This is a genomic window from Ruegeria sp. E8 (assembly GCF_056533985.1).
This window is the reverse complement of the sequence record NZ_JBQFOY010000004.1, coordinates 1-25,399: the sequence shown is the minus strand read 5'-3', so window position 1 is coordinate 25,399 and position 25,399 is coordinate 1. Positions and strand designations below refer to the sequence as shown.

General features: G+C 58.0%; 23 protein-coding genes and 1 tRNA gene. 11 read left to right on the top strand and 13 right to left on the bottom strand.

The features are described from left to right. Window positions 1–39: 39 nt before the first annotated feature. Entirely contained in the window at window positions 40–1,278 is a 1,239-nt protein-coding gene (locus ACR0LF_RS06940) for a TRAP transporter substrate-binding protein (protein WP_480582224.1), read from the bottom strand. A gap of 109 nt (window positions 1,279–1,387) precedes the next feature. On the opposite strand from ACR0LF_RS06940, the gene ACR0LF_RS06935 reads away from it, so the two are divergent. Continuing rightward, on the top strand, window positions 1,388–2,983 hold the full coding sequence (locus ACR0LF_RS06935; protein WP_480582222.1) for a GMC family oxidoreductase: 1,596 nt from the start codon (window positions 1,388–1,390) through the stop codon (window positions 2,981–2,983). Window positions 2,984–3,039: 56 nt separating this feature from the next. On the opposite strand, the gene ACR0LF_RS06930 is transcribed toward ACR0LF_RS06935, so the two are convergent. Beyond that, window positions 3,040–4,068 carry a LacI family DNA-binding transcriptional regulator gene (locus ACR0LF_RS06930; RefSeq protein ID WP_480582220.1) on the bottom strand — a complete coding sequence of 343 codons (1,029 nt, stop codon included), beginning with the start codon at window positions 4,066–4,068 and terminating at the stop codon, window positions 3,040–3,042. A gap of 240 nt (window positions 4,069–4,308) precedes the next feature. Between ACR0LF_RS06930 and ACR0LF_RS06925 the strand changes: the two genes are divergently transcribed. The 4 genes from ACR0LF_RS06925 (at window position 4,309) to ACR0LF_RS06910 (ending at window position 10,150) form a co-directional block, all read left to right on the top strand. Further along, window positions 4,309–6,498: a DUF1989 domain-containing protein gene (locus ACR0LF_RS06925; RefSeq protein ID WP_480582376.1), complete on the top strand. Its 2,190-nt coding sequence runs from the start codon at window positions 4,309–4,311 to the stop codon at window positions 6,496–6,498. Window positions 6,499–6,534: 36 nt separating this feature from the next. After that, window positions 6,535–7,506 (top strand): ABC transporter substrate-binding protein, encoded by a 972-nt coding sequence (locus tag ACR0LF_RS06920; RefSeq protein WP_480582218.1) that lies wholly within the window; start codon window positions 6,535–6,537, stop codon window positions 7,504–7,506. Between the two features lie 66 nt (window positions 7,507–7,572). After that, window positions 7,573–8,622, top strand: a complete 1,050-nt coding sequence (locus tag ACR0LF_RS06915) for a quaternary amine ABC transporter ATP-binding protein (RefSeq protein ID WP_480582374.1) — start codon at window positions 7,573–7,575, stop codon at window positions 8,620–8,622. A gap of 10 nt (window positions 8,623–8,632) precedes the next feature. Beyond that, a complete protein-coding gene (locus tag ACR0LF_RS06910) occupies window positions 8,633–10,150 on the top strand; it encodes an ABC transporter permease (protein WP_480582216.1) in 1,518 nt (505 codons plus the stop codon). Window positions 10,151–10,395: 245 nt separating this feature from the next. On the opposite strand, the gene ACR0LF_RS06905 is transcribed toward ACR0LF_RS06910, so the two are convergent. Next, window positions 10,396–10,471: transfer RNA gene (locus tag ACR0LF_RS06905), tRNA-Val, on the bottom strand. A gap of 308 nt (window positions 10,472–10,779) precedes the next feature. Between ACR0LF_RS06905 and modA the strand changes: the two genes are divergently transcribed. From modA to modC, 3 genes are read left to right on the top strand one after another with little or no spacing between them, the layout of a single operon-like run. Next, a complete protein-coding gene (gene modA, locus ACR0LF_RS06900) occupies window positions 10,780–11,559 on the top strand; it encodes a molybdate ABC transporter substrate-binding protein (protein WP_480582214.1) in 780 nt (259 codons plus the stop codon). A gap of 5 nt (window positions 11,560–11,564) precedes the next feature. Further along, window positions 11,565–12,257 carry a molybdate ABC transporter permease subunit gene (gene modB, locus ACR0LF_RS06895; RefSeq protein ID WP_480582212.1) on the top strand — a complete coding sequence of 231 codons (693 nt, stop codon included), beginning with the start codon at window positions 11,565–11,567 and terminating at the stop codon, window positions 12,255–12,257. Next, window positions 12,254–13,354 carry a molybdenum ABC transporter ATP-binding protein gene (modC, locus tag ACR0LF_RS06890; protein WP_480582210.1) on the top strand — a complete coding sequence of 367 codons (1,101 nt, stop codon included), beginning with the start codon at window positions 12,254–12,256 and terminating at the stop codon, window positions 13,352–13,354. The genes modB and modC overlap by 4 nt, the downstream gene beginning before the upstream one ends. 2 nt (window positions 13,355–13,356) lie before the next feature. Here modC and ACR0LF_RS06885 read toward each other — a convergent pair whose 3' ends face one another. Together ACR0LF_RS06885 and ACR0LF_RS06880 are read right to left on the bottom strand one after the other, a co-directional pair. Next, window positions 13,357–14,283: a Hint domain-containing protein gene (locus tag ACR0LF_RS06885; protein ID WP_480582208.1), complete on the bottom strand. Its 927-nt coding sequence runs from the start codon at window positions 14,281–14,283 to the stop codon at window positions 13,357–13,359. Then, complete coding sequence (locus tag ACR0LF_RS06880; protein WP_480582207.1) at window positions 14,284–14,796, bottom strand: toxin-activating lysine-acyltransferase; 513 nt, start codon at window positions 14,794–14,796, stop codon at window positions 14,284–14,286. Window positions 14,797–14,983: 187 nt separating this feature from the next. Here ACR0LF_RS06880 and ACR0LF_RS06875 point away from each other — a divergent pair, with 187 nt between their 5' ends. Continuing rightward, window positions 14,984–15,391, top strand: a complete 408-nt coding sequence (locus ACR0LF_RS06875) for a hypothetical protein (RefSeq protein WP_480582205.1) — start codon at window positions 14,984–14,986, stop codon at window positions 15,389–15,391. Window positions 15,392–15,394: 3 nt separating this feature from the next. On the opposite strand, the gene hemF is transcribed toward ACR0LF_RS06875, so the two are convergent. From hemF to clpS, 4 genes are read right to left on the bottom strand one after another with little or no spacing between them, the layout of a single operon-like run. Beyond that, entirely contained in the window at window positions 15,395–16,279 is an 885-nt protein-coding gene (gene hemF / locus ACR0LF_RS06870) for an oxygen-dependent coproporphyrinogen oxidase (RefSeq protein ID WP_480582203.1), read from the bottom strand. Window positions 16,280–16,284: 5 nt separating this feature from the next. After that, window positions 16,285–17,085, bottom strand: a complete 801-nt coding sequence (locus ACR0LF_RS06865; RefSeq protein ID WP_480582201.1) for an SDR family NAD(P)-dependent oxidoreductase — start codon at window positions 17,083–17,085, stop codon at window positions 16,285–16,287. 36 nt (window positions 17,086–17,121) lie between these two features. Then, window positions 17,122–18,087, bottom strand: a complete 966-nt coding sequence (locus ACR0LF_RS06860) for a class I SAM-dependent methyltransferase (RefSeq protein WP_480582199.1) — start codon at window positions 18,085–18,087, stop codon at window positions 17,122–17,124. Window positions 18,088–18,125: 38 nt separating this feature from the next. Continuing rightward, on the bottom strand, window positions 18,126–18,467 hold the full coding sequence (gene clpS, locus ACR0LF_RS06855; RefSeq protein WP_480582197.1) for an ATP-dependent Clp protease adapter ClpS: 342 nt from the start codon (window positions 18,465–18,467) through the stop codon (window positions 18,126–18,128). 93 nt (window positions 18,468–18,560) lie between these two features. Here clpS and ACR0LF_RS06850 point away from each other — a divergent pair, with 93 nt between their 5' ends. Both ACR0LF_RS06850 and ACR0LF_RS06845 read left to right on the top strand, forming a co-directional pair. Beyond that, on the top strand, window positions 18,561–19,262 hold the full coding sequence (locus ACR0LF_RS06850) for an HAD family hydrolase (protein ID WP_480582195.1): 702 nt from the start codon (window positions 18,561–18,563) through the stop codon (window positions 19,260–19,262). Between the two features lie 279 nt (window positions 19,263–19,541). Beyond that, on the top strand, window positions 19,542–20,936 hold the full coding sequence (locus tag ACR0LF_RS06845) for a D-alanyl-D-alanine carboxypeptidase family protein (protein ID WP_480582193.1): 1,395 nt from the start codon (window positions 19,542–19,544) through the stop codon (window positions 20,934–20,936). A gap of 57 nt (window positions 20,937–20,993) precedes the next feature. Here the strand turns inward: ACR0LF_RS06845 and ACR0LF_RS06840 are convergent, their stop codons facing one another. From ACR0LF_RS06840 to ACR0LF_RS06825, 4 genes are all read right to left on the bottom strand, one after another. Further along, the gene (locus tag ACR0LF_RS06840) at window positions 20,994–22,241 is read right to left on the bottom strand and encodes a hypothetical protein (protein WP_480582191.1); all 1,248 of its coding nucleotides are present in this window, start codon (window positions 22,239–22,241) and stop codon (window positions 20,994–20,996) included. Between the two features lie 148 nt (window positions 22,242–22,389). Continuing rightward, on the bottom strand, window positions 22,390–23,151 hold the full coding sequence (locus ACR0LF_RS06835; protein WP_480582189.1) for a LamB/YcsF family protein: 762 nt from the start codon (window positions 23,149–23,151) through the stop codon (window positions 22,390–22,392). Window positions 23,152–23,163: 12 nt separating this feature from the next. Beyond that, complete coding sequence (locus ACR0LF_RS06830) at window positions 23,164–24,162, bottom strand: 5-oxoprolinase subunit C family protein (protein ID WP_480582187.1); 999 nt, start codon at window positions 24,160–24,162, stop codon at window positions 23,164–23,166. Continuing rightward, window positions 24,159–24,908 (bottom strand): 5-oxoprolinase subunit B family protein, encoded by a 750-nt coding sequence (locus ACR0LF_RS06825; RefSeq protein WP_480582185.1) that lies wholly within the window; start codon window positions 24,906–24,908, stop codon window positions 24,159–24,161. The genes ACR0LF_RS06830 and ACR0LF_RS06825 overlap by 4 nt, the downstream gene beginning before the upstream one ends. Window positions 24,909–25,399: the final 491 nt, after the last annotated feature.

Below are 25,399 nucleotides of genomic sequence, written 5' to 3'. Positions count from 1 at the left end.
AGTGGAGTCGGCCCCTTGAGGCCGACTCGATCAGGTAAATCAGGCTTGGCCCATCCACCAACGGCGTGGCTCGACATTCTCCGGCAGGGTGTCTGCGGGGATCTGGCGCGCGATGTCGTAGATCTCTTGGTAGGTGTCGATGCCACCGGCCCATTTGTTCAGACGCTCGCGCCACTGTGCCCAGGGCTCGGGGTTGAAGTTCGGCGCACACATCTCTTCGGCCAGCTTGATCTGATCATCGGGCAAGAAGGCCGGACGCACGCCGTTTTCGGCGAAGATCGTGTTGGGAAGCTGCGGATCCGAGAAGCCCACCGTGTTCAAAAGCGCGGCTTCGTTTGCGCCTTGAATCAGCGCCTGTGTGAAATACGACGATTCCATCACGGCATCCTGCAATTCGCCGCCAAGGCCGTCGAACACTTTGGCCGACATCGACGTATGCTCGGTTCCGCAGAAGAACTTGAGGTTCACCGATTGCGAAACCACAGGTGCCATGTTGGCGTAGGCAACCGCCGATGCCCATGTTTCGGCACCATCGATCAGGCCCGTCTTGAGCGCGTCCAGCGTTTCTTCCCAGGCTACCGGAACCGGGTTCAGGTTCAAAAGCTGCATGGCGATACGGCCAAGCTGCGTCCCCGTCACGCGGTTCTTCGTTCCGAACAGTTCCTCCAACTTGGTGACAGTTGGCTTGTCGGAAAAGGTCGAGCCCATTTGCAGGCCGCGCAGCTCGCAATGGGTAAACAGAAACTTCAGCCCGTGGCGCTTTTCGAGGGGATCTCGCAGAATGCGCTGGCTTTCGGGGCTGTAGAAGAAATGATACTGGGCTGCCCGGCTGGGGAACATATAGGCGTAATCCAGCACGTTCAGATAGGGCGCACCTCCGGCAGAGTTCTGGGTCGAGGCCGCATAGATGTCGACGATTCCCTGCTGAGTCTTCTCGACACAGCTCAGCTGTCCGCAGATCTGGTTGTCGCCGATGAACTCGATCCGAATCTCTCCGTCCGTGCGCTCTTCCAGATCGCGGGCGAATTCAATCGCGCCCGCCCGTTCGATCAGAAGGTTACGGGTGTTAAAGCCCGACGCGCCGAATTTCAGCGTATGCTTTGGCTCTTTCGAGAATCGTTTTTCATATGTGGATTCTGCAGCTTGCGCCAGATTGGCCAGGCTCATAGCCCCGCCAAAACCGCCCGCCGCCAGCAGAGTCGAACTCATACCATAGCGCCCGGCCACGCGGAAAAAATCCCGCCGCGAAATACCGTTTAGTTTCTTACCGATCTCCATTGCTTACCTCCCTGATCGCAAATAATGAGACGTTTTGTATCAAAAAATGCTAGTATAGTTCTGGCATTTTGCATAGAGTTTTTTTCAGTGACCTTGGAAGGAGACCGTCATGGAGGTAGATTATGCAGTTGTCGGAGCGGGCTCTTCGGGCTGTGTCATCGCCAATCGGCTGAGTGCTGATCCCAATACAACCGTTGCATTGTTGGAAGCTGGCGGCCCCGACACCAATCCGTGGATTCACATCCCGGTTGGGTACTTCAAAACCATGCACAACCCGTCGGTGGATTGGTGTTACCGCACCGAACCTGACCCGGGCTTGAACGGGCGTTCGATTGACTGGCCGCGTGGGAAGGTTCTTGGGGGATCATCCTCGTTGAACGGGCTTCTTTATGTGCGCGGCCAGAAAGAGGACTATGATCGCTGGCGTCAGATGGGGAATCTTGGCTGGGGCTGGGACGATGTCTTGCCTTTGTTCAAGCGCTGCGAAGATCAGGAACGCGGCGCTGACGAGTTTCACGGAACAGGAGGTCCCCTGTCGGTCTCGAACATGCGCATCCAGCGCCCGATTTGCGATGCGTGGGTGTCCGCCGCGCAAGCTGCGGGCTATCCGTTCAACCCCGACTACAATGGTGCCGAGCAGGAGGGCGTCGGCTATTTCCAGTTAACGACCAGAAACGGGCGCCGGTGCAGCGCTGCAGTTGCTTACCTCAAGCCAATCAAGAACAGGCAGAACCTGAACATCATCACCCATGCGTTGGTGACGCGTGTGGAACTGGACGGAAAGAAGGCCACCGGGCTTCTCTACCGAGACCGATCTGGCGAGGTGAAGTCGCTCAAGGTACGGCGCCAAATCATCCTGTCCGGGGGTGCGATTAACTCCCCCCAGATATTGATGCTGTCGGGCATTGGCGATCCGGATCACTTGAAAGCCAACGGTATCGAGCCTGTTCATGCGCTACCCGGTGTCGGCAAAGGACTGCAGGACCATTTGCAAGCGCGTCTTGTCTTCAAGTGCAATGAGCCAACCTTGAATGACGAAGTGCGAAGCTTGTTCAATCAGGCCCGCATCGCGCTGAAATACGCCCTGTTCCGTGCAGGACCCATGACGATGGCGGCGAGCCTGGCGACTGGGTTCCTGAAAACCCGACCCGAGGCGCAAACCCCCGATATTCAATTCCACGTCCAGCCCTGGTCTGCCGACAGCCCCGGAGAAGGCGTGCATCCGTTTTCCGCGTTCACCATGTCGGTCTGCCAGCTCAGGCCGGAAAGCCGCGGCGAGCTGCGTCTGGATGGCCCTGATCCCAGCAGTTACGTCAAGATCATTCCGAATTATCTGTCAACCGAAACGGATTGCAGAACCATCGTCGACGGCGTGAACATTGCCCGTGACATTGCCCGGCATAACCCGCTGGCGTCCAAAATCTCAGAGGAATTCCGACCAACGTCCGATCTGTCCAGTGACGATTACGAAGGGACATTGGATTGGGCGCGTTCGAACTCGGTTTCAATCTACCACCCGACGGGAACCTGCGCTATGGGCGTCTCTGAAACGGCGGTGGTGGATCCAGAACTTAAGGTTCACGGCATTGAGAACCTGCGCGTGGCCGATTGTTCCATCATGCCCGAAATCGTAAGCGGAAACACCAACGCCCCTGCAATCATGATAGGTGAAAAGGCAAGCGATCTCTTATCTAGCAGAACCTGACAGACTGGTTGTGAGCAGAGCGCGGACAGTCCTTGCTGCCTGCTCACAGTTCGAACTTAGTCGCCAAGAGCTGAACTTCGAATTGTCGAGTTCCTTTTGATTAGATTGGCTTCAAGCCGTTCGGGCTCTGGTTTCTCTTCTGTGGAAATCCACCGGGCCAATGCCATGGCTGCCCTTTCACCCATTCGGGAAACGGGCAGATGAACGGTTGTCAGTGACGGTACAGCAAAAGCAGAACTCGGAAGATCGTCCAGACCCATCAACGATAGCTCGGTCGGGACACTTATACCTTTGGCTTGAAGGCCGAACAGAACCCCTAGTGCGACGACGTCCGACAGACATAGGATAGCGTCAGGCTTGATGGAGTTGCTCAGGATACGGGCAGCGGCTTCGGTGCCTCCGCGCAGACTGATTTCAGTTTCGACCGACGTCAGTTCGCCATCCCAGTGCAATGAGCGCAGCCCGGTAAGCCGGGCAAGTGTCCGGTCATTGTTGTGCACCGGGCCATGCACGACGGCAATACGCTGATGTCCAAGGTCAACGAGATGCTGCAAAGCCAATTGCGCCGCGGCTTTGTTGTCGTATCCGATAGTTGGCAAAGGGTTGGAAGCGTCAAAGTAAGACGTGATGATCGTGGGGATCATCGTGCGCTCGATCAGATCGTGAAACTCAGCGGTATGAGTTGCTCCGGTCACGATCAGCCCTTCCGCGCCGATGTCTACCAGACCTTTCGCCTTTTTTGCCTCAACCTCCAGATCGGATTCAGTTGTGGCCACGATCAGTGAGAGCCCGTCTTCGGACAGCTTTCGTTCCAGTGCCGCAAGAAACCGGGCGAAGATTGCGTTGTCCAATGTCGGAACCAGCGCACCTACAAAGCGTGTGCGACCAGAGTTGATTGCTCTGGCAGCGGCGCTGGGTACGAATCGAAGTTCAGCAATCGCCTTCTGAACTTTCTCCAGGGTATCCTTTTTCACCACGCCTGGCTCATTCAGCACACGGGACACGGTTGCAACTGACACACCCGCTGCTTTTGCGACATCTCTGAGATTCGCGCGTTTTTTCAGCGTTGGGTCCTTTTTTGCCACCTGATTTTGCGTCCATTTTGCCAAGCTTCAATGAAAGTGTTGACATATGAAACTAGTTTCATCAACCTCTGTAACTAGTTTCATAACTGAGAATCCGACAACAACATGCAAGGTTCGGCCGTCTTACACGAGTTCACGAATGCTGGCTTCACAAGCCCAGGGCGCAGATTCCCGGGGTTCCCGAAGGCTGCGGGCGTCCGGAAATCTATTCTGGCGTCGCGCGAAGCGGCCCGAGTGGAGATGGACGCAGGTGATCTTCTGTCATTGGAGGCGACATCGCAGACGCAGCCAGTGGACATTATTGCCTTTCTCGACGGGCAGGCAGCGCTTGTTCATCTGGGCTTGCAGGCAAACGGAACGATTGAGCAGAGTGAGTTCAACAGCGCACCGTTCGCGAGTTGGATTGCTAAGAATGGCGGAAACCCCTCACAGGAAACTCCACGTTGCAGAGTAATGGCTTCTGCCGAGCCGTTGGTCTTGCGCGCCAGCAACCGCGTAACGGTTTGGCTGACCCGGCCAACTCCCATCGTGGGCTTGATTGAAGGAACCGGCACCGGCTGTGTCTCGGTTTCTCATCAGCTTGCCGGCACGAGCAAGCCATTGCTACCACCGCTTTTGGGCGATACCCGAGACGAGTTCACAGTACCGCGCGGTACAGGGCTCGCATATGAACTGAAAGCTGGCGAACTCGTTCAGATCATCGACGTCGAAGGTCAACAATGCTCGGACTTCATGGCGCTTCGAGCCGATGGGCTGGACCGTGGGGCCGAATGGATGATCGACTCGACGGCGACCCGCTCGATGGTGCGACGCGCCTATCCCGGCCCTGGGTTGCTGGACAAGTTTTATGATCGAGAAATGCGCCCGCTTCTCAATGTGGTGCAGGACACTTGCGGACGTCATGACACGTTCGGTCTGGCCTGCACTGCCCGTGGCTATGAAGAGCGTGGCTTTCCCGGTCACGTCAACTGTTCCGACAATATGTCGAACGCGCTGGCGCCTTACGGTGTTACGCGCCGGTCGGCCTGGCCTGCGATCAATTTCTTCTGGAATACGTGGATTGATCCGGCGACGCATCACATCCTGACCGAAGAGTCCTATTCCCGCCCTGGTGACTATGTCGTCATGCGCGCGATGGAGGATCTGGTGTGCGTTTCGACTGCCTGCCCGGACGACATTGACCCGATCAATGGCTGGAACCCAACGGATGTGCATGTCCGCATCTATCGCCCGGAAACGCCGATACGCCGCGCGGTTGCCTATCGTGAAAAGGAAGACGCCCCGATGTCGATCAGTCAGGAATCCGCATTTCATGACCGGCTTTCCCCTTTAACCCAGCAGTTCGCGCCCGCACGTGATCTATGGGCACCAGTCAGCTTTCCCGCGCACGGCACGTTGGGTGAGTACTGGGCCTGCCGCGAGGCAGTGACGGTGCAGGACATGAGCGGGCTGCGCAAGTTCGATATCGTCGGTCCGGATGCCGAGAAACTGCTGCAACAGGCCACCACGCGCAATGTTGCGAAACTGCCGGTCTGGCGCGGGTCCTACACGTTGATGTGCGACCAGAGCGGGTCTGTCATTGATGACGGCACGCTTTTTCGACTTGCGCCCGAAATTTTCCGTTGGTGCTGTGGGTCCGAGGAAAGCGGTCGCGCGCTGCAGTCATTGGCGACGGATTTGGACCTGCAGGTCCGTGTACACGCGATGCAGAACGCGATGCCGAACCTCGCCATTCAGGGGCCAAAATCCCGCGACCTGCTACGCAAGATTGCCTTTACGCAACCACATGTACCTTCGCTGGAGGACCTGAAGTGGTTCGGGGTCACGATCGCCCGGCTCAATGATCGTGAAGGCGCGCCGTTTATGCTTTCTCGTTCGGGGTATACCGGGGAACTGGGTTACGAAATCTTTTGCTCAAAAGCCGACGCGATCGCGATCTGGGACGCGGTTATGGAGGCGGGCGAAGAATACAGCGTCACCCCCATGGGCTCGGCTGCGCTGGACATCATCCGGATCGAAGCCGGGTTGGCTGCGGCCAATGCCGAGTTTGCGCCGGGTGTTGACGCGTTCGAGGCCGGACTGGGCTTTGCAGTTGATCTGAACAAAACCAGTTTCACAGGCAAATCTGCGCTCGAAAGAAACGCGCGCGACCCGCGCCGTGTGCTCAAAGGGTTGTTGATTGGCTGCGATGATGTGCCAGCGCATGGCGCCCCGGTCTTCGCAGGCGAACGGCAGGTCGGCGTGGTCACTTCGGCCACGCGGTCACCGATGCTTGAGCACGCAATTGCCATGGCGCGGTTGTCAATCGAACATGCGGAAAACGGCACTCAGCTGGAAATCGGGCAACTCGACGGGCGCATGAAGCGCCTGGGGGCAATGGTTTCGGACATTCCATTCATAGACCCGCAACGCAAGCGGGCGCGCGCCTGATGGCACAACCAACACAACGCAACGGGAGAATATGATATGAGGAAACTGACAACACTGACAGCAACATTGACGCTCGCCCTAGGGGCGACTTCGGTGTTGGCGCAAGACAAGGTCATGGTAGGCGAACCCAGCTGGCCCGGTGCCAAAATCATGAGCCGTGTCATCGGTCAGGTCATCGAAACGCGTTTAGGCGGCGAAGTCGGATATGCACCCGGCGCCAACGCCGTGATTTTTGCCGCAATGGACGGTGGGCGAGGGGACATTGATGTACACCCCGATGTCTGGTTGCCGAACCAGTCTTCCTTCACTGACGAATATGTCGATCAGAAAGGCACAGTGGCGTTGTCTTCGGGCAGCTATGAAGGTCGCGCCGGGATCTGCGTTCCGAACTACATGGTCGAAGATCACAACATCAAGTCGATCTACGATCTGGCCACGCCAATGGCGCAGGAGTTGTTCGACTCGGACGGAGATGGCATGGGCGAAGTCTGGGTCGGGGCGTCCGGCTGGGCTTCGACAAACACCTTCAAGGTGCGCGTGCGCGACTACGGGATCGAAACTTTCCTGACGCCCACCACCGAAGATGAGACTGTGTTCTACTCGCGCCTCAAGGACCAGATCGACCAGCAGAAAGGGGCTGCCTTCTATTGCTACGCACCTCACTATGTGCATGCGCTGTATGATGTGACGATCCTTGAAGAACCCGAGCATGACGCAGCCACGTACAAGATGGTTCAGCCGGATCAGGACGCGGATTGGTACAACAACTCGCATGTCAGCACAGGCGAGCCCGTGAAAACCGTGACCGTTGCCCATTCAAAATCGCTGGAGCAGCGCAATCCGGCCGCGGCGTCTTTCCTGAGCAACATCAACATGAATGCGGATGAGCTCAGCGGCCTGACCTACGAAGTCGTTGTCAAAGGACGCGACACGGATGAGGTCGTCTCCGAATGGATCGCCGCGAATGGCGACATGGTCGACGGCTGGCTTGGCCTGAAAACCAACTGATACGAAATGGCCCTCGGCCTGTCGGTCGGGGGCACGATCAGCAAGCTCAACCAAAGTGGGGCCATTATGACGGCGGAGATCGCAATTGACGCACGCGGCGTTTGGAAGGTGTTCGGAGCACGAGCACAGGACGCGCTGAAAGCCATACACAGCGAGGGGCTGAGCAAGGCCGAAGTATTGGAGCAGTTCAACTGTGTTGTCGGCGTTGCTGATGCCAGCTTCGAGATCGAGCGTGGAGAGCTGTTTTGCGTCATGGGTCTGTCCGGGTCGGGTAAATCGACCCTTGTGCGCCATGTGAACCGTCTGTTGGAACCCACCGATGGCCATATCTATCTGGACGGCGATGACGTAATGGGCCTCAACGACGAAGGGCTTCGCGACCTGCGCAACCGCCGCGTTGCCATGGTCTTCCAGAACTTTGGCCTGATGCCCCACCGCACCGTTCGGGACAACGTCGCCATGCCGCTGGAAATTCGCGGCACCGGCAAGGCGCGTCGCTGGGAAGAGGCGGACCGCGTTCTTGAGCTGGTGGAACTCAACGGCTGGGAAGACAAATACGCACATGAGCTGTCCGGAGGCATGCAGCAGCGCGTCGGCCTTGCCCGGGCCATCGCTGCGGACCCGGAGATTCTACTGATGGACGAACCGTTCTCGGCCCTTGATCCGCTGATCCGCAAGCAGTTGCAGGACCAGTTCATGGAGCTGAGCCACAAGCTCAACAAGACCACGATGTTCATCACCCATGACCTTGATGAGGCGATCCGTATCGGCCACCGCATCGCGATCATGAAGGATGGGCGCATCGTTCAGATCGGCACGCCGGAAGAGATCATCCTGAACCCGGCCGATGACTACGTTGCCGACTTCGTCGCCGGGATTTCCAAGCTCAACATGATCTTCGCCCATTCGGTGATGAAACCGGTCGACGAATTCGAGGCGCATCACGGCGAGGTTCCCGACGACGCCAAAGAGGCGCATCCTGACATGGACCTGTCCGACCTGATGAACCTTTGCGTCGAAGGGCACGGCGTAGTGGCGGTCACGCAAGACGGCAAGACCGTGGGAGTGATCAACCGCGCGGGGCTTATCCGCGCAATCCAAGACAGTCAGGCATAAGGGGGCCACGATGAAACACGTTGATGCACAACAGGTCAAACCCGAAACCGCCGACCGCTTGGAAAGTTTGATCGGCGATTTTGTCGGGCAGAGCCAAGCTTATTATCAAAAGACCTTTGCCTACATGATGCAGGCGCCGGGGTATCGGTTCACCCTGAACAAAGCTGCAGCAATCCTTGGTCCGATCTGGTTCGGCGCACGCGGTCTCTGGTCGTGGTTCCTTGGCTTTTTGGTGCTTGAGACGCTCGCCTACATTCAAATCGGCTTGGGTTTGTTTGGCGATCTCGGGCGGGAATTCCGAGAACGGGCTGAACAGATTGAACAGACCTTGGAGTTGCGTCGACAGCAGATCGACGCGGCGGAACAGTCCGGAGCGGCCTCGTTGGACTCTTTGAAACGCGCGGCCGAGTCGCTGGAGGGTGCGTTGGCAGGCGCGCAGCAAGCCGCCCAGAGCGCAGACTCCACCGGCATCACGTATCTGGCAGTCGGGATCGTCCTGTTGCTGGCGGTGAAGTTCCTTGCAGCGTCGCTGGCCAACTGGACGCTGGAAGGCCAGTTCGCGCGTTGGCGTTCGGATTCCAGCGTGGCCCATGGATGGTCCGCGCCTCGGATGATCGTTGCCTCCGTGCTGACTCTGGTCGTTGTCGTATTGTCCGCCATCAAGTTCGCGCAACCTGATGCGCTGGCCGTTCTGAAGACTTTCCCAACCAACCGTGATTGGCGATTGAATGTTGGTGACGGTGTTCAGGCTGTCTTCGAATGGACCAAGACCGCTGGTCGAGGGTTCTTTGACGGCCTGACTTACGGAATGCGCACGTTGCTGGATTGGATCGAGGTTGTTCTGGTCGATACCCCTTGGCCGGTTGTGGCGTTGGTGATCATCATGCTGGCATACCTTTCCGCCGGTGCTCGCGTGGCGATCTTCACGGGAGCGGCATTGGCCTATCTCGGCCTGTTGGATTTCTGGGAAAAGGCGATGACGACTATAGCGCTGCTCGGAGCGGCTGCGTTGATCTCGATTACACTGGGCATACCACTCGGCATCTATTGTGCACGCCGTCCACGTGCGTTCGCCATTGTACGGCCAATTCTGGATTTCATGCAGTCTATGCCGTCTTTTGTATACCTCATCCCGGTCGTGGCCTTCATTGGGTCAGGCAAACCGGCAGGTGTCGTGGCGACGATGATTTTCGGCAGCCCACCGGTGATCCGCTTTACCGTTCTCGGTTTGCAGCAAGTGCCTGAGACAGTTCGCGAGGCTGCGCTCGCCTTCGGCGCAACGCCGCGTTACCTGCTGTGGCGGGTCGATCTGCCACTGGCGCATAAAACGATCATGGCTGGCGTAAACCAGACCATTCTGATGTCGCTGGCCATGGTCGTTGTTGCGTCCCTGATCGGCGCGAAAGGCTTGGGCGAAGATGTGCTGGAAGCATTGCAATATGCCGCCGCCGGACAAGGTATTTTGGCGGGCCTGGCGATCCTCTTCTGCGCTCTGATCCTTGATCGTATTGTGGCGGGGAAAAAGTGAGTTCGGACAGGTGACAGCGCTTGCACGGTTAGCTTTGGGCTTGCGATTCTGACGGCATGGCATGTTTGAAAATGGATGGTTTAACATTCAGGAACAGATGTTTGGCCCAGGTCGCAAGCCTGACGAGTAGGAACCCCTGCGTTGGAGACGTCCTTTCCGTATAGGTTCTACAGAGACAGTTTCACGCACCGCACAAAAAGCGGCGCTAGTCGCGTAAGTTCTTCATATGTTTTTTGGGGGTTGCGTGGTGGGTGATGAGAGACTCGAACTCCCGACATCTTCGGTGTAAACGAAGCGCTCTACCAACTGAGCTAATCACCCGTGACGCTGCATGTAGACAAGCCAGCGGGCGGACGCAAGAGGGTCTGGAAAATTTTCGTGCATTCCTTGGTGGGAAACTGATCAGAGCGGCATCGCTTTGGCAGTTGATCGTACCGATGTGTGCCCTAGCCACGTTGCAGACCCAGGATTGTTTTAGCCAAAAACGTATTTAACGGGCCAGAGGCCGGCTCCAATGAACCTATTGCAACGAAACAAGTTCACCTGAGTAAAAGCTCAAATGAGCTTGCACGTGACCTGTGGCGTCCGATATTCCCGAAGAGACTGAAACGTTCCGGCCGGGAGTGTACATGACCCTTTCCTTCGCCCGCCGATTCTGGATGGTGGCACTGGTCCTTGGCGCAATGGCCTTGGCCCCGGTCAGGGCAGGGGCCGATGGGGTTTTGGTCTTTGCGGCGGCCAGCCTCAAGACCGCTTTGGATGAGGTCGCAGCGGGGTACGAACGTCAAACCGGCCAGAAAGTCACTCTATCCTATGCGGCATCCTCGGTTCTGGCACGGCAGATTCAGCAAGGCGCGCCTGCGGATGTGTTTGTCTCGGCAAACCCGGACTGGATGGATGTTCTGGAAGCCGACGGTCTGATCCGGGCAGACTCGCGGGTGGACTTGCTGGGCAATGGATTGGTTCTGATCGGGCCTGTCGATCACGCCAAGGTGGGCGAAATCCAACCGGAATACGATCTTAGGGCTGAGTTGAAAGATGGCTATCTGGCCATGGCATTGGTCGATGCGGTTCCTGCGGGGATTTACGGAAAGGCCGCTTTGCAGGGCCTGAACCAATGGGATGCGGTCCAGGGGCAGGTGGCGCAGGCCGACAACGTGCGCGCTGCGCTGGCATTGGTGGCGGCAGGGGCCGCGCCGCTGGGGATCGTGTACCAGTCAGATGCCAAAGCGGAAGACAGTGTGAGCGTCGTTGCTACATTTCCCGCCGATTTGCATCCTCCGATCATTTACCCGGCAGCATTGACGAGCCGCGCAGAAAAGGAAGCGCAGGCGTTCCTTGATCACCTGCAAACGGATGCCGCCATATCGGTGTTTCTGGAGCAGGGGTTTACCCTGCCGGGCAGGTGATCCCGTTGGATTGGTTGGGTTCCGCCGAAATTGAAGCGCTGAAGCTTTCCCTGCGCGTGTCGTTCTGGGCGACGCTGGCGACTCTGCCGCTGGGGGTTTTTGTGGCCTACGCTTTGGCTCGCTGGCGATTCCCCGGGCGGCAGATATTGAACGGTCTGGTGCATTTGCCCCTGATCCTGCCACCGGTCGTCACCGGTTATCTGTTGTTGCTGACCTTCGGCATTCAGGGGCCGATGGGGCGGTTTCTGGCCGAGTTCGGCATCGTTGTCGCCTTTCGTTGGACAGGGGCCGCGCTGGCAGCCGGGATCATGGCGTTTCCGCTGATGGTCCGGGCAATACGCCTGTCGATCGAGGCGGTGGACCCAAAGCTGGAACAGGCAGGGGCCACACTGGGGGCATCCCGCCCGATGGTGTTTCTGACCGTAACCTTGCCGATGATATTGCCCGGAGTCATTGCCGGTTCCATTTTGGCCTTCGCCAAGGCCATGGGTGAGTTTGGGGCAACGATTACCTTCGTGTCCAATATCCCGGGTCAGACGCAGACCCTGCCTTCTGCCGTTTATGCCTTTTTGCAGGTTCCTGGGGGCGAGGGTGCTGCAACCCGGCTGGTTCTGATCTCGATCGTCATCGCGATGAGCGCGTTGTTACTGTCGGAGTATGTAGGGCGGCGCGCCGCAGCGCGGGTGGCCGGATCATGAACCTGTCTGTTCGGTTGCATCATCAATTGCCGGGGATCAATCTGGACGTCGCTTTCGATGCTCCGCCCGGCGTGACGGTATTGTTTGGGCGTTCCGGCTCGGGCAAGACCACCATCGTCAACGCAGTTGCGGGGCTGCTGCGGCCTCAGGCGGGGCGGGTGGCCGTGGATGATTGGGTTCTGTTCGACACCGAACAGGGGCTCTGGCTGCCACCGCATCGGCGGCGCCTGGGGTATATCTTTCAGGAAGGGCGGTTGTTTCCGCATTTGACCGTGCGCCAGAACCTTTCTTTTGGCCGCTGGTTCGCGCCGAAAACAGCCCGGCGCGAAGACCCCGGCAAAGTTATCGATATGCTGGGTATCGGACATCTTCTGGATCGGCGACCTGCCGGGCTGTCGGGTGGCGAGAAACAGCGTGTGGCCATCGGGCGCGCGTTGCTGGCAAGCCCACGTCTGATCCTTGCCGATGAACCGCTGGCGGCACTTGACGACGCGCGCAAGGCGGAGATCCTGCCTTATTTTGAGCGTCTCAGGGATGAGGTCTCGGTCCCGATCCTTTATGTGACCCATTCGGCTGCCGAAGTGGCCCGTCTGGCAACGTCCGTCGTTGCGTTGCAGGATGGCAAGGTCGTGCGACACGGGCCTGCGTCCGAGGTTTTGGCCGATCCGTCGGTGGCCCCGGCGGGCATCCGCGCGGTCGGGGCTGTATTGGAGGTGCAGGTTCTGAAACACCATTCCGACGGGTTGACAGAATTGAACGCCAACGGCGCGCGGTTGTTTCTGCCGCGTATCGAACAGGAAGTCGGGACACATCTGCGTATCCGCATTCCAGCGCAAGAAGTGATCCTGTCCAACCAAAAACCCCAGGGGCTGTCGGCGCTGAACGTGCTCAGCGGCACGATCGACTCGATCCGCTCGGGCGAGGGACCGGGTGCGATCGTGTCCATAAAAACCCCAGCGGGCAATATTCTGGCGCGGGTCACGCGCCGGTCCGTTGCGGCACTGAACCTGCAACCGGGTGGCACATGTCACGCGGTGATCAAGACGGTTGCCCTCGCCCCACAGGATGTCGGCGGGCGCATTGTGACCGGCAGCTAGTCTCAGGCCAATGCGCGGGCTTCGTGTTCGCGCAGAATTAGCCGAGCTGCACGCCCAAACCCGGTATGGCCCGAGGCTGGTCGGTCCGGGAATATGGCTGCGAGTTCCTGCAGTGCGTCCGAGGACAGCGTATGCAATGCCTCTTCCCCCAGAAACAGGCTTTCGGCCTGTGCGCCGTCGGCATTCAGAATTTCATGTCGATCCAGCAGGATGTGGAGGTATTCGACCGTTTCTATCGACGTGTCGATGTAGATTCCGGGCCACCTGCACAGGTGCTTGGCGGCAACCAATGCCTCGGTCGCGCCAAAAAGCAACTCGACCTTCGGACCCTTTACCAGAATGCGGTGTTGCTGCGACACCAGAAGGTCCTGTTTTGGTTTTTTCGGACCCAGGCTGCCCGCCGAGATACGAACGGGCCGCATCGCGGGCTCGTCGCATAATCGTTCAGGCGGAATCGTACTGCTTTCGATCCATCGAATAGGTTGAAGCCCGTGATCGACAGTTTCGACCTTGTGGCCCACGTCCAGTGTTTCGATGGCGCGAGGGCCGTCTTCAGTCTTGATCAAAGTACCGGCCGCAAAGCAGACGCCTTCGATCCTGATGACCACTTCAACCGGATCCGGTGTGCCAGTGAACGGAATGGTAAACCCACCGATTGTCGTCGTGCCCGTGACACTGATGAAGAAAGAATCAAAGACAACTTCGCCGTCATCCAGACTGTCGAAAAAAGTCGGATCGACGGTATAGGTCCACTGCCCGGTGTTCGGGTCTATCGACGCGGTGCCGTTGGCGGGCTGCGTTGCAATCGTCCAGTTTTGCGTGGTTGCGTTGAATGTCCCGTTGTTCAGCGTCGCCTGTCCCGTCTCCACATTGGGTGGAAACCCGGTCACATCACCGGTCAATTCACCTGTGACTGGAACAGAAACCAATTAACCCTCGCCTTCCTGCAACATGCGCTCAAACTCCTTCTTCCGATACAGGCGCATTTGGACCTCGCCTGCCTCATCCCGCGTCCATTCAACGATCCGGTTGCGTGTCATGTCGCTGTCCATCCGGTTGGTGCGTACACGCGGGTGCGGGATTTCCTGCTTGAGGATATCAACAATTTGACTGGTCTGTCCAAACGGAGCCACCAGATCAATGATCCAGAACGAAGATCCGCTGGTGAAATCCGTGTCCGTGAGGGGTTTTTCTTTCACCGCATACCGATACTCGGCATCGGGGCTGAGCCCGGCAAAGGTGACAAAGCCACGCGGAAATCCGTTTTGCCGGAAGATTTGATACTGTCCCAGGCGAAAAGGCGTTTCAAACGCATACAGAACCTGCGCCAGACTGCGTTTCTGATGTGTTTTCGTCAGCCCGGCCAAATAGAACATCGCACCCAGATCGGCATACTTCTCGGGCGGGAAATCGAACCAGTCTTTCGGGAAGCTTTTGCTCAACGGGACAGGCCAACTTTTTGATACGAACCAAAACCTTAGCTCTAGTGTAACGTTTTCGGGAGATATGGGTAGAAGAATTTCCCCGCCGCGGTCGGATCATCTCTATCGCAGCTACGCGCCGCTTTACTCGGGGGCTGACCCGGCTATGCTGTTGGGTATAGGGACCCTTTTTCGGGATGCTTGGATCATGCGTTTTTTTAAGGTTTTCGCCCCCGCTGCGCTTGTATTGATGCCTGCTTTGGCTGAGGCTGTCGGGTTTGGCCTGCAAGTCCGTCCGACGTTTCGCACGGAAATCACGGCATTGCCGGATGGGGTTTACGAGGTAAAGGCTGTCGGTTCGTCTGCGCCCGTGAACTATTGGTGCGGGATTGGCGATTATGCAATCCGCGCGCTGGGCGTGCCGAACAACCAGCGGATCTATATCTGGCGGGCCTATGAACCCGGTGTTCGAACCGTGCAGTTTTCCCTGACCCCGCCGCCGGGTGCGGATACCAAGCCGGGGTATTCCGTCACCGTCAGGAAAGTAGGGGCAAACATGTCGGCAGTGTCGGCACAGAATTACTGCTATGATAACTTCATCATGGACAGTTTCTGAACGTCAGATCCATTTCGCCATCGGCGGCAGGCTCATCAGAACAGCATCCGGGTCATGCCCGGTCTCCAACCCGAATTTGGTACCCCTGTCGTATACAAGGTTGTACTCGGCATAGAGACCGCGATGCACAAGCTGGGTATTCTTGTCTGCATCCGAAAAGCCCTGCACGCGCCGCTTTTCGACCAATGGCAGAAAGGCAGGCAGGAAAGCCCGCCCGATATCCTGCGTCAGGGCCAAATCAGCCTGCCAGTCGCCGGTGCAGTAGTCATCCATGAATATCCCACCCACACCGCGCGCGCGCTTGCGGTGCGGGATATAGAAATACTCATCCGCCCAGTCTTTCAGGCGGGGATAGTGCCCGGGTCCATGCGGATCCAGATGGGACTTTTGGGCGGCGTGGAAATGCGCAGTATCGTCGTCATATTCGATGCAGGGGTTCAGGTCTGATCCGCCACCAAACCACCAGGCGTGCGGGGTCCAGAACATCCGCGTGTTCATATGCACCGCAGGGACATGCGGGTTCTGCATATGCGCCACCAGACTGATCCCCGAGGCCCAGAAACGCGGATCCTCGGTCATTCCGGGGATGCCTTTGCGCGCGGCCATTGCCTGTTGCGCGCGTTCACCCAACGTGCCGTAAACGGTCGAGACATTGACCCCGACCTTTTCAAACACACGCCCGTCGCGCATCACTGACATCAAACCACCACCCGCATCCGAGCCGTCCTCGGAATGGCGTTTGGTTTCCTTGACCTCGAAACGCCCGGGTTTCGCGTCCGAGAACGGGCCGGTGTCGTGACTGTCTTCCAATGTTTCGAACGCGGCTACGATGTTGTCGCGCAGTTGGCGGAACCAGGCGGATGCGGTGGATTTTTCTGTTTCGAACATGGGTCTTAATGCGCGGGTGCTGCAACAGGGTCAAGCAGGGTGCGTCCGCCGTCAATCGTCAGGATCTGGCCGGTGATGAACCCCGCCGCATCAGATGCCAGATATTGTGCGGTTTCCGTCAGCTCGGTGGCCGACGCGATACGGGCCAGCGGTGTGTGTTTTTCGATGTCGTCGCGGAAATCGCGGTTTTCTTTCAGGGTCGATTGCAGCGATGCGCTCATTACCGAGCCGAGCGCAATGGAATTGACCCGAATGCGGTTGGGCGCCAACGCCACGGCCAGCGACCGGGTCATCTGATCCAGCGCTGCGGTGGATACGGAATAGGCCATCAGGTCCGGATGCGTGCGCCGGGCCGCAATGGATGACAGGTTGATGATCGACCCTGCGGGGTTTTCATCATCATCCCCGGCCTGCTTGATCATGCGTTTCGCCACCAATTGGCTGAGCCGCAGGGCGGGCATCAGGTTCTGGTTCAGCAAGTTGCGCATCGAGTCGTCGTCGGGATCCAGCGGATCGGACGGAATCACCTGACGCGCGCCGTTGATCAGGATGTCTACCTGATCGAACGCATCCAGCGTGGCCGACAGCAGATTGGCAATGGTCAGTTTCTCGCGCAGGTCGCCTGCAAAAAACCGGATGTTGCCGTCCTCTGCCTGCTCACCCAACTCATTGACAAGGCTCTTTTCGTCCATGTCAGCGAACATGACATTTGCGCCCGCATCCGCGAAATGCCGTCCGATGGCCAAACCAACACCATTGGCCCCGCCTGTCACGATTGCTGTCTTGCCTGCGATGGAAAAGGACATCCGAATCCTCCTGAATTGGGGGCAGGTTACCGAGCCTTAGCGCCGAGGGCGAGAGGCCTGAAACACCTTGAACCGATTGTCACCGGCGGTTTCATCGACCTGAACGAAATGATCGTTCAGGGTTGTTTCATAAGGAAGATGGCGGTTGGCGACCATCCACAAGGTTCCGTTGCGCGTCAGATTGCGGGCGGCGGCGGTGATAAAGCCCTGACCCAATGTTGGGTCTGCGCTGCGCGAGGTGTGAAACGGGGGATTCATCACCACCGTGTCGATGGGCTCGGGCGCTGTCCAGGTGACGGCATCCGCCCAGTAAAACTGTGCCTTCGGGTCTGTTACGTTGACGCGCGCACAGGTGAGGGCCGCATGATCTGCCTCGACCAGGTGCACGGATTTCACCCCGTCGTGTTTCAGGAGTTCTGCGGACAAATACCCCCAACCTGCGCCCAGATCAGCCACACGCGGTCCAAGTTTGGCAGGCAAGGCCTTCAACAGCATGGCCGAGGCCGGATCGATCCCGTCCGCCGAAAACACGCCCGGCGCTGTTTGGAATCCATCGACCATCTGTGCCTTAGGTGCGGCCCAATCCGCAAAGGCCTGTGCGTCTGCCTGAAACCAGAATATCTTGCCATGCGCTTTGGACAAAGGCCCCTCGACCGGAACCCGCTTGCGTATATCTTTCAAGATACTGTCCACGCCGTCGGTCTTGGCCCCATCGATGACGACACAGCCCTTTGCCAGCGAATTGGCTTGTTGGATCATTGCTCGCGCCAGCGCCTTCGCGCGCGGCAGAAAGACAATCGCGTCCTGACAGGGCCCCTCCGCTTCGGGCACCGTGTCAAAGCCTTGCGCGGTAAAATGATCGTAAAACGGCTTGAAAGGCTGCACCACCTTTGACCCGTGGGGCAAGGACGACAGATCATGGTCTGGCACAGGGCAAAGAACAGTTACTGGGTCTGTCAGCGACAGACCGTTCTGCAAAGCAAGTTCCAGGCGAGGGGACATGGGCTATTCCGGCAGTGCGAGGCGTCAGGCGAAACGCCTTACTCTTCGCGTTCCATTGTACATTGCAGCGGATGCTGGTGCCTGCGGGCAAAATCCATCACCTGGCCAACTTTGGTCTCGGCAATCTCGTGGCTGAAGACGCCTACGACCGCGACGCCCTTCTTGTGGACGGTCAGCATGATCTCGAACGCCTGAGCATGGGTCATGCCGAAAAAACGCTCCAACACGTGAACCACGAACTCCATTGGGGTGTAATCGTCGTTCAGCAACAGCACCTTGTACAAAGGTGGACGCTTGGTTTTTGGGCGCGTCTGCACCAGAACGGACGCATCATTGTCGTCGTCCGGTTCGTCAGACATCATCCAGGTCTTTTCCAGCATCGTAGGCAACTGTCCGATTCAGGCTTTGGGTTTATCTTCGCGCTTATATAACGTGGGTAGGGCCGGTGAAAAGAGCAAGCGGACGTAATCAGGATGACGAATAAGCTGACAACAATCGGGTTCGATGCGGATGATACCCTTTGGCATAATGAGCGGTTTTTTCAGCTGACGCAGGCGTATTTTGCCGAACTGCTCGAAGATCATGCCGACCGGGATCACTTGATGGAACGTCTTCTGGCTGCCGAAAAACGCAACATCAAGCATTATGGCTACGGAATCAAAGGCTTTGTTCTGTCGATGATCGAAACCGCTATCGAGGTGACGGATGACCGCGTTCCGGCCTCGGTCATTCGCCAATTGATCGAAGCGGGGCAGGAGATGCTGGCTTATCCGATCGAGCTGTTGCCACATGCCCGTGAAGCCGTGGAAGGCGTGACCGGCAAATATCGGGTCGTCCTGATCACCAAAGGCGATCTGATCGATCAGGAGCGCAAACTGGCCCAGTCCGGGCTGGGTGATTTATTCGATGCCGTCGAAATCGTTTCTGAAAAGACGCCCGAAACATACCGGTCCATATTCCGACAGCACGGTGATGGTCCGGCAGCCGCAATGATGGTTGGCAACTCCATGCGGTCCGATGTTGTGGCGCCGATTCAGGCCGGATGCTGGGGCGTCTACGTCCCGCATGGCCTTGTTTGGGAGGTAGAGCATGCTGACGCCCCGGTCGACAGCCCTCGATTCCGTGAGTTGAGGGATTTGGGCGATCTGGGCGATCTGGTGCACAGCCTGAGGTGATGTTGCCTTTTGGCCGCAGTTTCACAAAAACCCGGCCAGCCACGGACGAAGTTCTGCCGTAATCGCGCATTTGGTGGGTCGGTGGCCGCGTTCCCCTAGATGTAGCCCTTCCTGCGCAGCATAACGAAACCGCGAAATGCTCAGCTTTCGGTTTATTTCATTGGGTCTCTGTGATAGCCTTGACGGTAATAAAATAATTTTAGCTGACTGGGAAAACCCGGCGGCGCGAGGCAGACAGAGGCAAAGATCGTGCAGATTCGGCGGACAGTTCCGGCCCGAATGGGCTTATTCCTTATAGCGATGCTATGTGTGCTGGCGTTTGCGCCGCTCAAATCCATCGCAGCACCTTACGCGGCAATGGTCATCGATGCCCGAACCGGAGAGGTTCTGCATTCGCGCAATGCAGACACACGGCTTCACCCGGCCTCGCTGACTAAGATGATGACGCTCTATATTGCGTTTGAGGCGGTGCGTAACGGTGAGATCACGTTGGATACGCCGGTTCGGATCACCAAAAAAGCAGCGGCAGAGCCGCCGTCGAAACTGGGCCTGCGCTCGGGCCAGACGATTGCGTTCCGCTATCTGATCCGCGCAGCCGCGGTAAAATCGGCCAATGATGCGGCTACGGCCATCGGTATTGCCATCAGCGGGTCCGAGGCGGCCTTTGCGCGCCGCATGACCCGAACCGCCAAGGCGATGGGTATGAGCCGCACGACCTTCAAGAACGCCCATGGCCTGACCGAGTCGGGGCACCTGTCGACCGCGCGTGACATGACCACGCTGGGGCGGCATCTGCTTTACGATTTTCCGCAGTACTACAACCTGTTCTCGCGTCAATCGACCCATGCAGGGATCAAGACCGTTCCCAACACCAACCGCCGCTTGCTGGCTGCCTACAAAGGTGCAGATGGCATCAAGACCGGCTACACCCGTGCTGCAGGCTTCAATCTGGTGGCATCGGCAAAACGCAAGGATGAACGTATCATCGCGACCGTTTTCGGCGGAAAATCCACCGCTTCGCGAAATGCCAAGGTTGCGGAGCTTCTGGATATGGGTTTCCGCCGTGCCCCGTCGCGCGCGCCCATTCGCAAACCCGCCCGTCCGGCCTATGCGGGCAATACCGGTCTGGGTGTCGGCACGCAGGTTGCCAGCGTGAGCGGAGCGCCAAAATCCAGCCTGCGCCCGATCGTGCGTCCGACCGCAGCGACGCAAGTCGCAAGCGCGATTGCAGTGACAGCCGATCAGAACAGTGATCGCATTTCCAACGGGATCGCGGCGGCCATTGCCGAAGCGGATGTCGCACCAACAGCGCCGCCCGTGGAAACATCTGACACCCGTCCGGCACTGCGCCCGGACAATCTGGTGCTGGCTTCGACCGAAACAGCCAAACAGCCAGAGCCCGAGCAAGAGGTCGTCACCCGCCTGTCTTCGTCGGGTGGGCATTTGTGGGGCGTCAATGTGGGTCGCTACACCACGCGGTACGAGGCCGAGAAGGTTCTGCTGAAAACTGCTTTGTCGGAAATGACCACGCTGGAAGGCACGCTGCGCAAGGTAAACCAAAGCTCGCGTGGCTTTGACGCAACCTTTCAGGGCATGACCCGCGAACAGGCTGATCTGGCCTGCCGCCGTCTGCAAGCCCGCAACGTCACCTGTTTCATGATCGGGCCATCATAAGGCTCGGCATATTCTCTCCTGAATGGGTCTGGGCTGCGGTAATCCGCAGCCCTTTTTTCAATCGAAAACGTGGCCGTGCTGGTATTGTTCGTCTTGCCCTGCAGCTGCGGTCAGGGCGGCGACATTGTCCTTGGTGAAGAAGCCGTCATAGTGATGGCAACGTTCGATGTATTCGGTGATCAGCAGGGTATGCTTTGAGTGTTTCGAGAAGATCTGTTTCAGGTTCGGGTCGTCCTTGCACTCGCCCACCACATGGGCCAGGAACGGCACGCCCTTGTCCTTCAGGGTATTCACAACGAAATCGACATTCTTTTCCCCGGCGCCGTGATCGCCGTCCTGAATCTCGACGGCCATATGATGCAGGCGGCGGCCAAAATTGCGCACGAAATCCTCGGTCGGCATCGGCAGCTTGGCGAAGGAATTGACGAAGGATGGTGTGTTGTTCGCAGTGAACACCTTGGCCGGAGACTTCTTGTCATCATCCACATTGGCGTTACGGTTCACATTGGTCGACGAATTCATGTCGAAGATGTTGTAGGCCCCCCAGAAGTAGTAGGGCACCATGGTCAGAAACTCGAGGATTGCATCCTCGCGCTCACCCGCCAGCACCCGCGTTGCAAGATGGTCAATGCCCAACATGAGCGGGGCAATCTTGCTGTCCGAACCGAAGGCCGCGGCCTGTTCCAGGCGGGCCAGTTCCGTATCGCTCAGCAACACGCGGTCGCCCAGGCCAAGGCTGTCGGTGTCGTTGAAGTCATGCGTTGAGTACCCGACCCGGTTGCAGGTGAAATCCGAAGGGGTGGTGAACCGGAACCCGTCAGATGTGTAGAACGGGTTTTCGGTGTCGCCGGAGTATTCAAAGCGAATATTCTGGTCTTCAAGCGCCCCGGTCAGCGCCTTCAGATCACAAGCTGCGAAGATCTCGCCAACATAACGTGTTTGCGGCGTGCTCCGCGCCAGCGGGTACATGCGATTGATGCGGGGAATGAAGTCTTCAAAACCCAGGCTGAGCGGGGCCATCAGGATCAGCGCAGGGTAGTCGGGATGCGAATGCAGGACCGAGAATCTATGGGTCTGGCCCAGATAGCTGGCAGTGTGACGGTAGGGTGTCATCACATAAAGTTCGACCATTGTCTCGAACAGCGCATCAGGTTCGACCTGAATGACGATCGCCCGCATCGCGCCGACCTGATCCGCAATGCCCGAGCTTGTCCGGCGTTCGTATATTCGCGGCAGGTATTCGTTGAAGAAGTCCGAGTTCTTCTTGTCGCCCCGGGGTTGGTAAGACATCAGATCAAATGACATTCGACGACCTCCTTGCGCTTGCCCGCTGTGGGCCAAGGCGTTGCTTGAAATTGTAGTATTCAGAACATGCACTTGCCGTCATGCTAGGCGCTGAGGCCTGTCTGGGCAACAGTCGTGAATTTGGGGCGTAGAAGTTAAAGCGGGGTGGCTAGCGGATGAATTTCGTGACCTCGACGCCGCCGCCTATCAGGCTTTCGCGAACCGAACGCGCGATCTGAACCGCAGTAGGCCCGTCCCCGTGCAGACAGATCGTGTCGATCGACGTTTCCAGCCGCTTGCCGCTTTCTGTGATAATGGCACCTTCGCGGACCATGTTGAGGATGCGAAGTCCGGCGATATCGGCGTCGTGGATAACGGCACCGGGCAGGCTGCGGTCGACCAATGTGCCGTCGTCATTATAGGCGCGGTCAGCAAAGATCTCGCCCACCCATTTGCAGCCCAGCTCGCGGACGGCCTCTTCCTGTTTGGTCACAGCAAGAACCATGACGATGATGTCGGGATCGACGTCCAGCGCGCCCTGATAACAGGCCCGCGCCATATCGATATCGACCGAGCACATATTGGCCAGTGCGCCGTGCAGTTTCAGGTGACGAACCGTGGTGCCGACCGCCTTGGCCATGCCCACAGCAGCACCCAACTGATAGCGTACCAGATTGCGCAGATTGTCGTGTGGCAGTTTCATGTTCCGGCGGCCAAAGCCCTGAAGATCGGGAAACCCGGGATGCGCGCCGATACCGACATCATTCTCGGCCGCCAGCTTCATGGTCGAAGCCATCACATCCGGATCACCCGCGTGAAAGCCACAGGCGATGTTGGCAGACGTGATGATTTTCAGCAGGCTTTCGTCATCGCCCATCTTCCAGGGACCAAAGCTTTCCCCCATATCGGCATTCAGATCGACGCTTGGCATTGGCACATCTCCTCAGTCGGTGGCAGAGATCACTCCGCCGATCAATTGGTAGGACAACAGGTCCGATATGTCATGCGGGTCACGCACCAGCGGCTCGACTTTTGATGGCAGTCTCGCGAGGTCTGACAAAAAAGCCCTGTGCAATTCGGTGGCCTGATCCAAGCTGATGAATTCGAACCTGATTGCTCCACCCGCAGGTGTCTGTGCCGCGCGTGGCATGTCGCAGGGCAAAACGGTTGCGATGCGGGGATACCCACCCGTGGTCTGACATTCCGGCAGCAGGATGAACGGATCTCCGGTACCGGTCATCTGGATATCGCCGGGGGTGATCACCTCGGACAATATGTTCAACTGGCCCGAGGCCGCAAAGCCGTCGCCGTCGCTTTCCAACTGCATCCCCATCCGGTTGGCGCGCGCGCCACGATGAAACGCAGTGCGGGCAAACCGATCGAGTGTCGGTTGGTCGAACAGGGGCGTCTGAAAACTGGCTACAACACGCAGCACTCCGCCCGAAAAGCGTTCAACCGGTGTCAGCTTCAAGCCCGCGTCGCCTGTGTCCGGGCCGCATGGCAATGTAACGTCTTGTTGTACTGCCCGACTGATCCGCGCCGTCAGGTGCGCCGAGCGAGAGCCCAGAAAAACCTCTGAATCGATGCCGCCACCCAAATGGAGATAGCCATAGCTGCCGTGCAGAGCCGCGCCGATGACCAACCGTTGTCCGGCCTCCAAATGATGCGACGCATTCCAGGCCACGGGACTGCCATCAATACTGGCCTGCATCCGGCCCCCGGTCAAAGCGATGCGCATGGTTTGTGTGGCTTCAAACTCGCCACCCATCCCGGCCATTTCCAGTGCGGCAAGCTCCGGGCTCTGTCCCAGCAACGCTGCTCCTTCATGCAGCGCGATTATGTCGGCGACGCCGGATCGGGACAGGCCCTGGTCCAGATAACCAGTGCGCCCCTGATCCTGAATGGTACAAGCCGGACCGACACGGCGAACGATCAGGGTCATTGCGTGATCTCCTCGCAGGTCGCGCCGCCAAAACCGTCACTGTTATTGGTTCGGATGTGTTCGAACTTTTCGCGGGCAACGGGCTCGAACACTATCTCGTCCCCGGGCTTCAACGCGAAAGCGTCGGTCATGTCTGGTCGAAAGCACCGAAAGGCGGTCTGTCCGACATGACGCCATCCGGTTGGGGTAGGTCCGGAAAACAGAACGAATTGAGAGATCGCCAGAACCAAGGCACCTTCGGGCACCATGGGGGTCAGGGTTTGCAGTCGGGGTATGTTGAACTCGGGGCCGAGTGGTCCAAGGTATGGCTGCCCGGGGGCGAACCCGATTGTCAAAACCCGAACGCGGGATTGTCCAAGCCGCCGCACCGCTTCTCCCGGCGTCAGACCGGCAGCGGCCGCCGCATCGTCCAACTGAGGTGCAAGATCGGTGCCGTATACCGTCGGAACACGCCACAGCCTGCGGCCTGTCGGTAAAGGAGCGGTGTACCAGTCCTTTTGCTCAACAAGGTCCTGAAGCTTGAGCAGCATCTGCTGATGAGAAATGCGGTGTGTATCAAACCGAACAAAAGCCGAGCCCAGGGAGGCTGACGACTCGGTAACCTCGTCCCATTGAAGTCGATCCACTTCGGAACGAAACGACAGCGCCGCGCGGTTGGCGGTGTCAGACATCGTATCCGCAAAGGTCACAAGCGCCCCGTCAATACCGACGGTTCGGACCAGAGGAAACTTAGGGTGGCGCGCCATGTCTGTCTCGTTGCTGAAACCGGAAAGGAATTGTCGCGACCAGACCGCATCCCAAAGGGATGTGCAAGATGGGTGTTTAGAATGCAGGCGCTCTGCTGGTGCCATCAGAGCGATGTGACGTTCTCTGAATCGGAATAGGGCAAAACCTGGTACTGAAGGTTTTCACGTAGAATCTGGTCGGGATTCCGAGTCGATTCACTGGTTCGAGTCGCGTGGCCTTGTGTCCGACATGGACAGACTCCCTATATGTAGTAGTGTCACCTGTTGCCGGTAAGGTTGGTCGATGGACACTTGTTGGGAAAAGTGCCAATCGGCACTAGGAAGGCACTCCTTGAGACAGCGTAACCTATTGATTAAAAATGCTTTTAAGGGAAAGTGCAAAAAAATGCTCAACAACGTCATTTTCCGCTTGCGGCTAGGGCTGGTTATACTTAGAACCCCCTTCACCGGCGCTGCTGAGGCGGTTGCTGGGACGCTGGAGACGGCGGAGA

Bases quoted from the DNA above. Each gene is read 5' to 3' on its own strand.
- ACR0LF_RS06920 (WP_480582218.1), top strand. From the start codon at position 6,535: ATGAGGAAACTGACAACACTGACAGCAACATTGACGCTCGCCCTAGGG.
- modC (WP_480582210.1), top strand. From the start codon at position 12,254: ATGAACCTGTCTGTTCGGTTGCATCATCAATTGCCGGGGATCAATCTG.
- ACR0LF_RS06875 (WP_480582205.1), top strand. From the start codon at position 14,984: ATGCGTTTTTTTAAGGTTTTCGCCCCCGCTGCGCTTGTATTGATGCCT.
- ACR0LF_RS06935 (WP_480582222.1), top strand. From the start codon at position 1,388: ATGGAGGTAGATTATGCAGTTGTCGGAGCGGGCTCTTCGGGCTGTGTC.
- ACR0LF_RS06840 (WP_480582191.1), bottom strand. From the start codon at position 22,241: ATGTCATTTGATCTGATGTCTTACCAACCCCGGGGCGACAAGAAGAAC.
- ACR0LF_RS06860 (WP_480582199.1), bottom strand. From the start codon at position 18,087: ATGTCCCCTCGCCTGGAACTTGCTTTGCAGAACGGTCTGTCGCTGACA.
- ACR0LF_RS06925 (WP_480582376.1), top strand. From the start codon at position 4,309: ATGGACGCAGGTGATCTTCTGTCATTGGAGGCGACATCGCAGACGCAG.
- ACR0LF_RS06915 (WP_480582374.1), top strand. From the start codon at position 7,573: ATGACGGCGGAGATCGCAATTGACGCACGCGGCGTTTGGAAGGTGTTC.
- ACR0LF_RS06835 (WP_480582189.1), bottom strand. From the start codon at position 23,151: ATGCCAAGCGTCGATCTGAATGCCGATATGGGGGAAAGCTTTGGTCCC.
- hemF (WP_480582203.1), bottom strand. From the start codon at position 16,279: ATGTTCGAAACAGAAAAATCCACCGCATCCGCCTGGTTCCGCCAACTG.
- ACR0LF_RS06910 (WP_480582216.1), top strand. From the start codon at position 8,633: ATGAAACACGTTGATGCACAACAGGTCAAACCCGAAACCGCCGACCGC.
- ACR0LF_RS06825 (WP_480582185.1), bottom strand. From the start codon at position 24,908: ATGGCGCGCCACCCTAAGTTTCCTCTGGTCCGAACCGTCGGTATTGAC.
- ACR0LF_RS06830 (WP_480582187.1), bottom strand. From the start codon at position 24,162: ATGACCCTGATCGTTCGCCGTGTCGGTCCGGCTTGTACCATTCAGGAT.
- modA (WP_480582214.1), top strand. From the start codon at position 10,780: ATGACCCTTTCCTTCGCCCGCCGATTCTGGATGGTGGCACTGGTCCTT.
- ACR0LF_RS06865 (WP_480582201.1), bottom strand. From the start codon at position 17,085: ATGTCCTTTTCCATCGCAGGCAAGACAGCAATCGTGACAGGCGGGGCC.
- ACR0LF_RS06850 (WP_480582195.1), top strand. From the start codon at position 18,561: ATGACGAATAAGCTGACAACAATCGGGTTCGATGCGGATGATACCCTT.
- ACR0LF_RS06845 (WP_480582193.1), top strand. From the start codon at position 19,542: ATGGGCTTATTCCTTATAGCGATGCTATGTGTGCTGGCGTTTGCGCCG.
- clpS (WP_480582197.1), bottom strand. From the start codon at position 18,467: ATGCTGGAAAAGACCTGGATGATGTCTGACGAACCGGACGACGACAAT.
- ACR0LF_RS06940 (WP_480582224.1), bottom strand. From the start codon at position 1,278: ATGGAGATCGGTAAGAAACTAAACGGTATTTCGCGGCGGGATTTTTTC.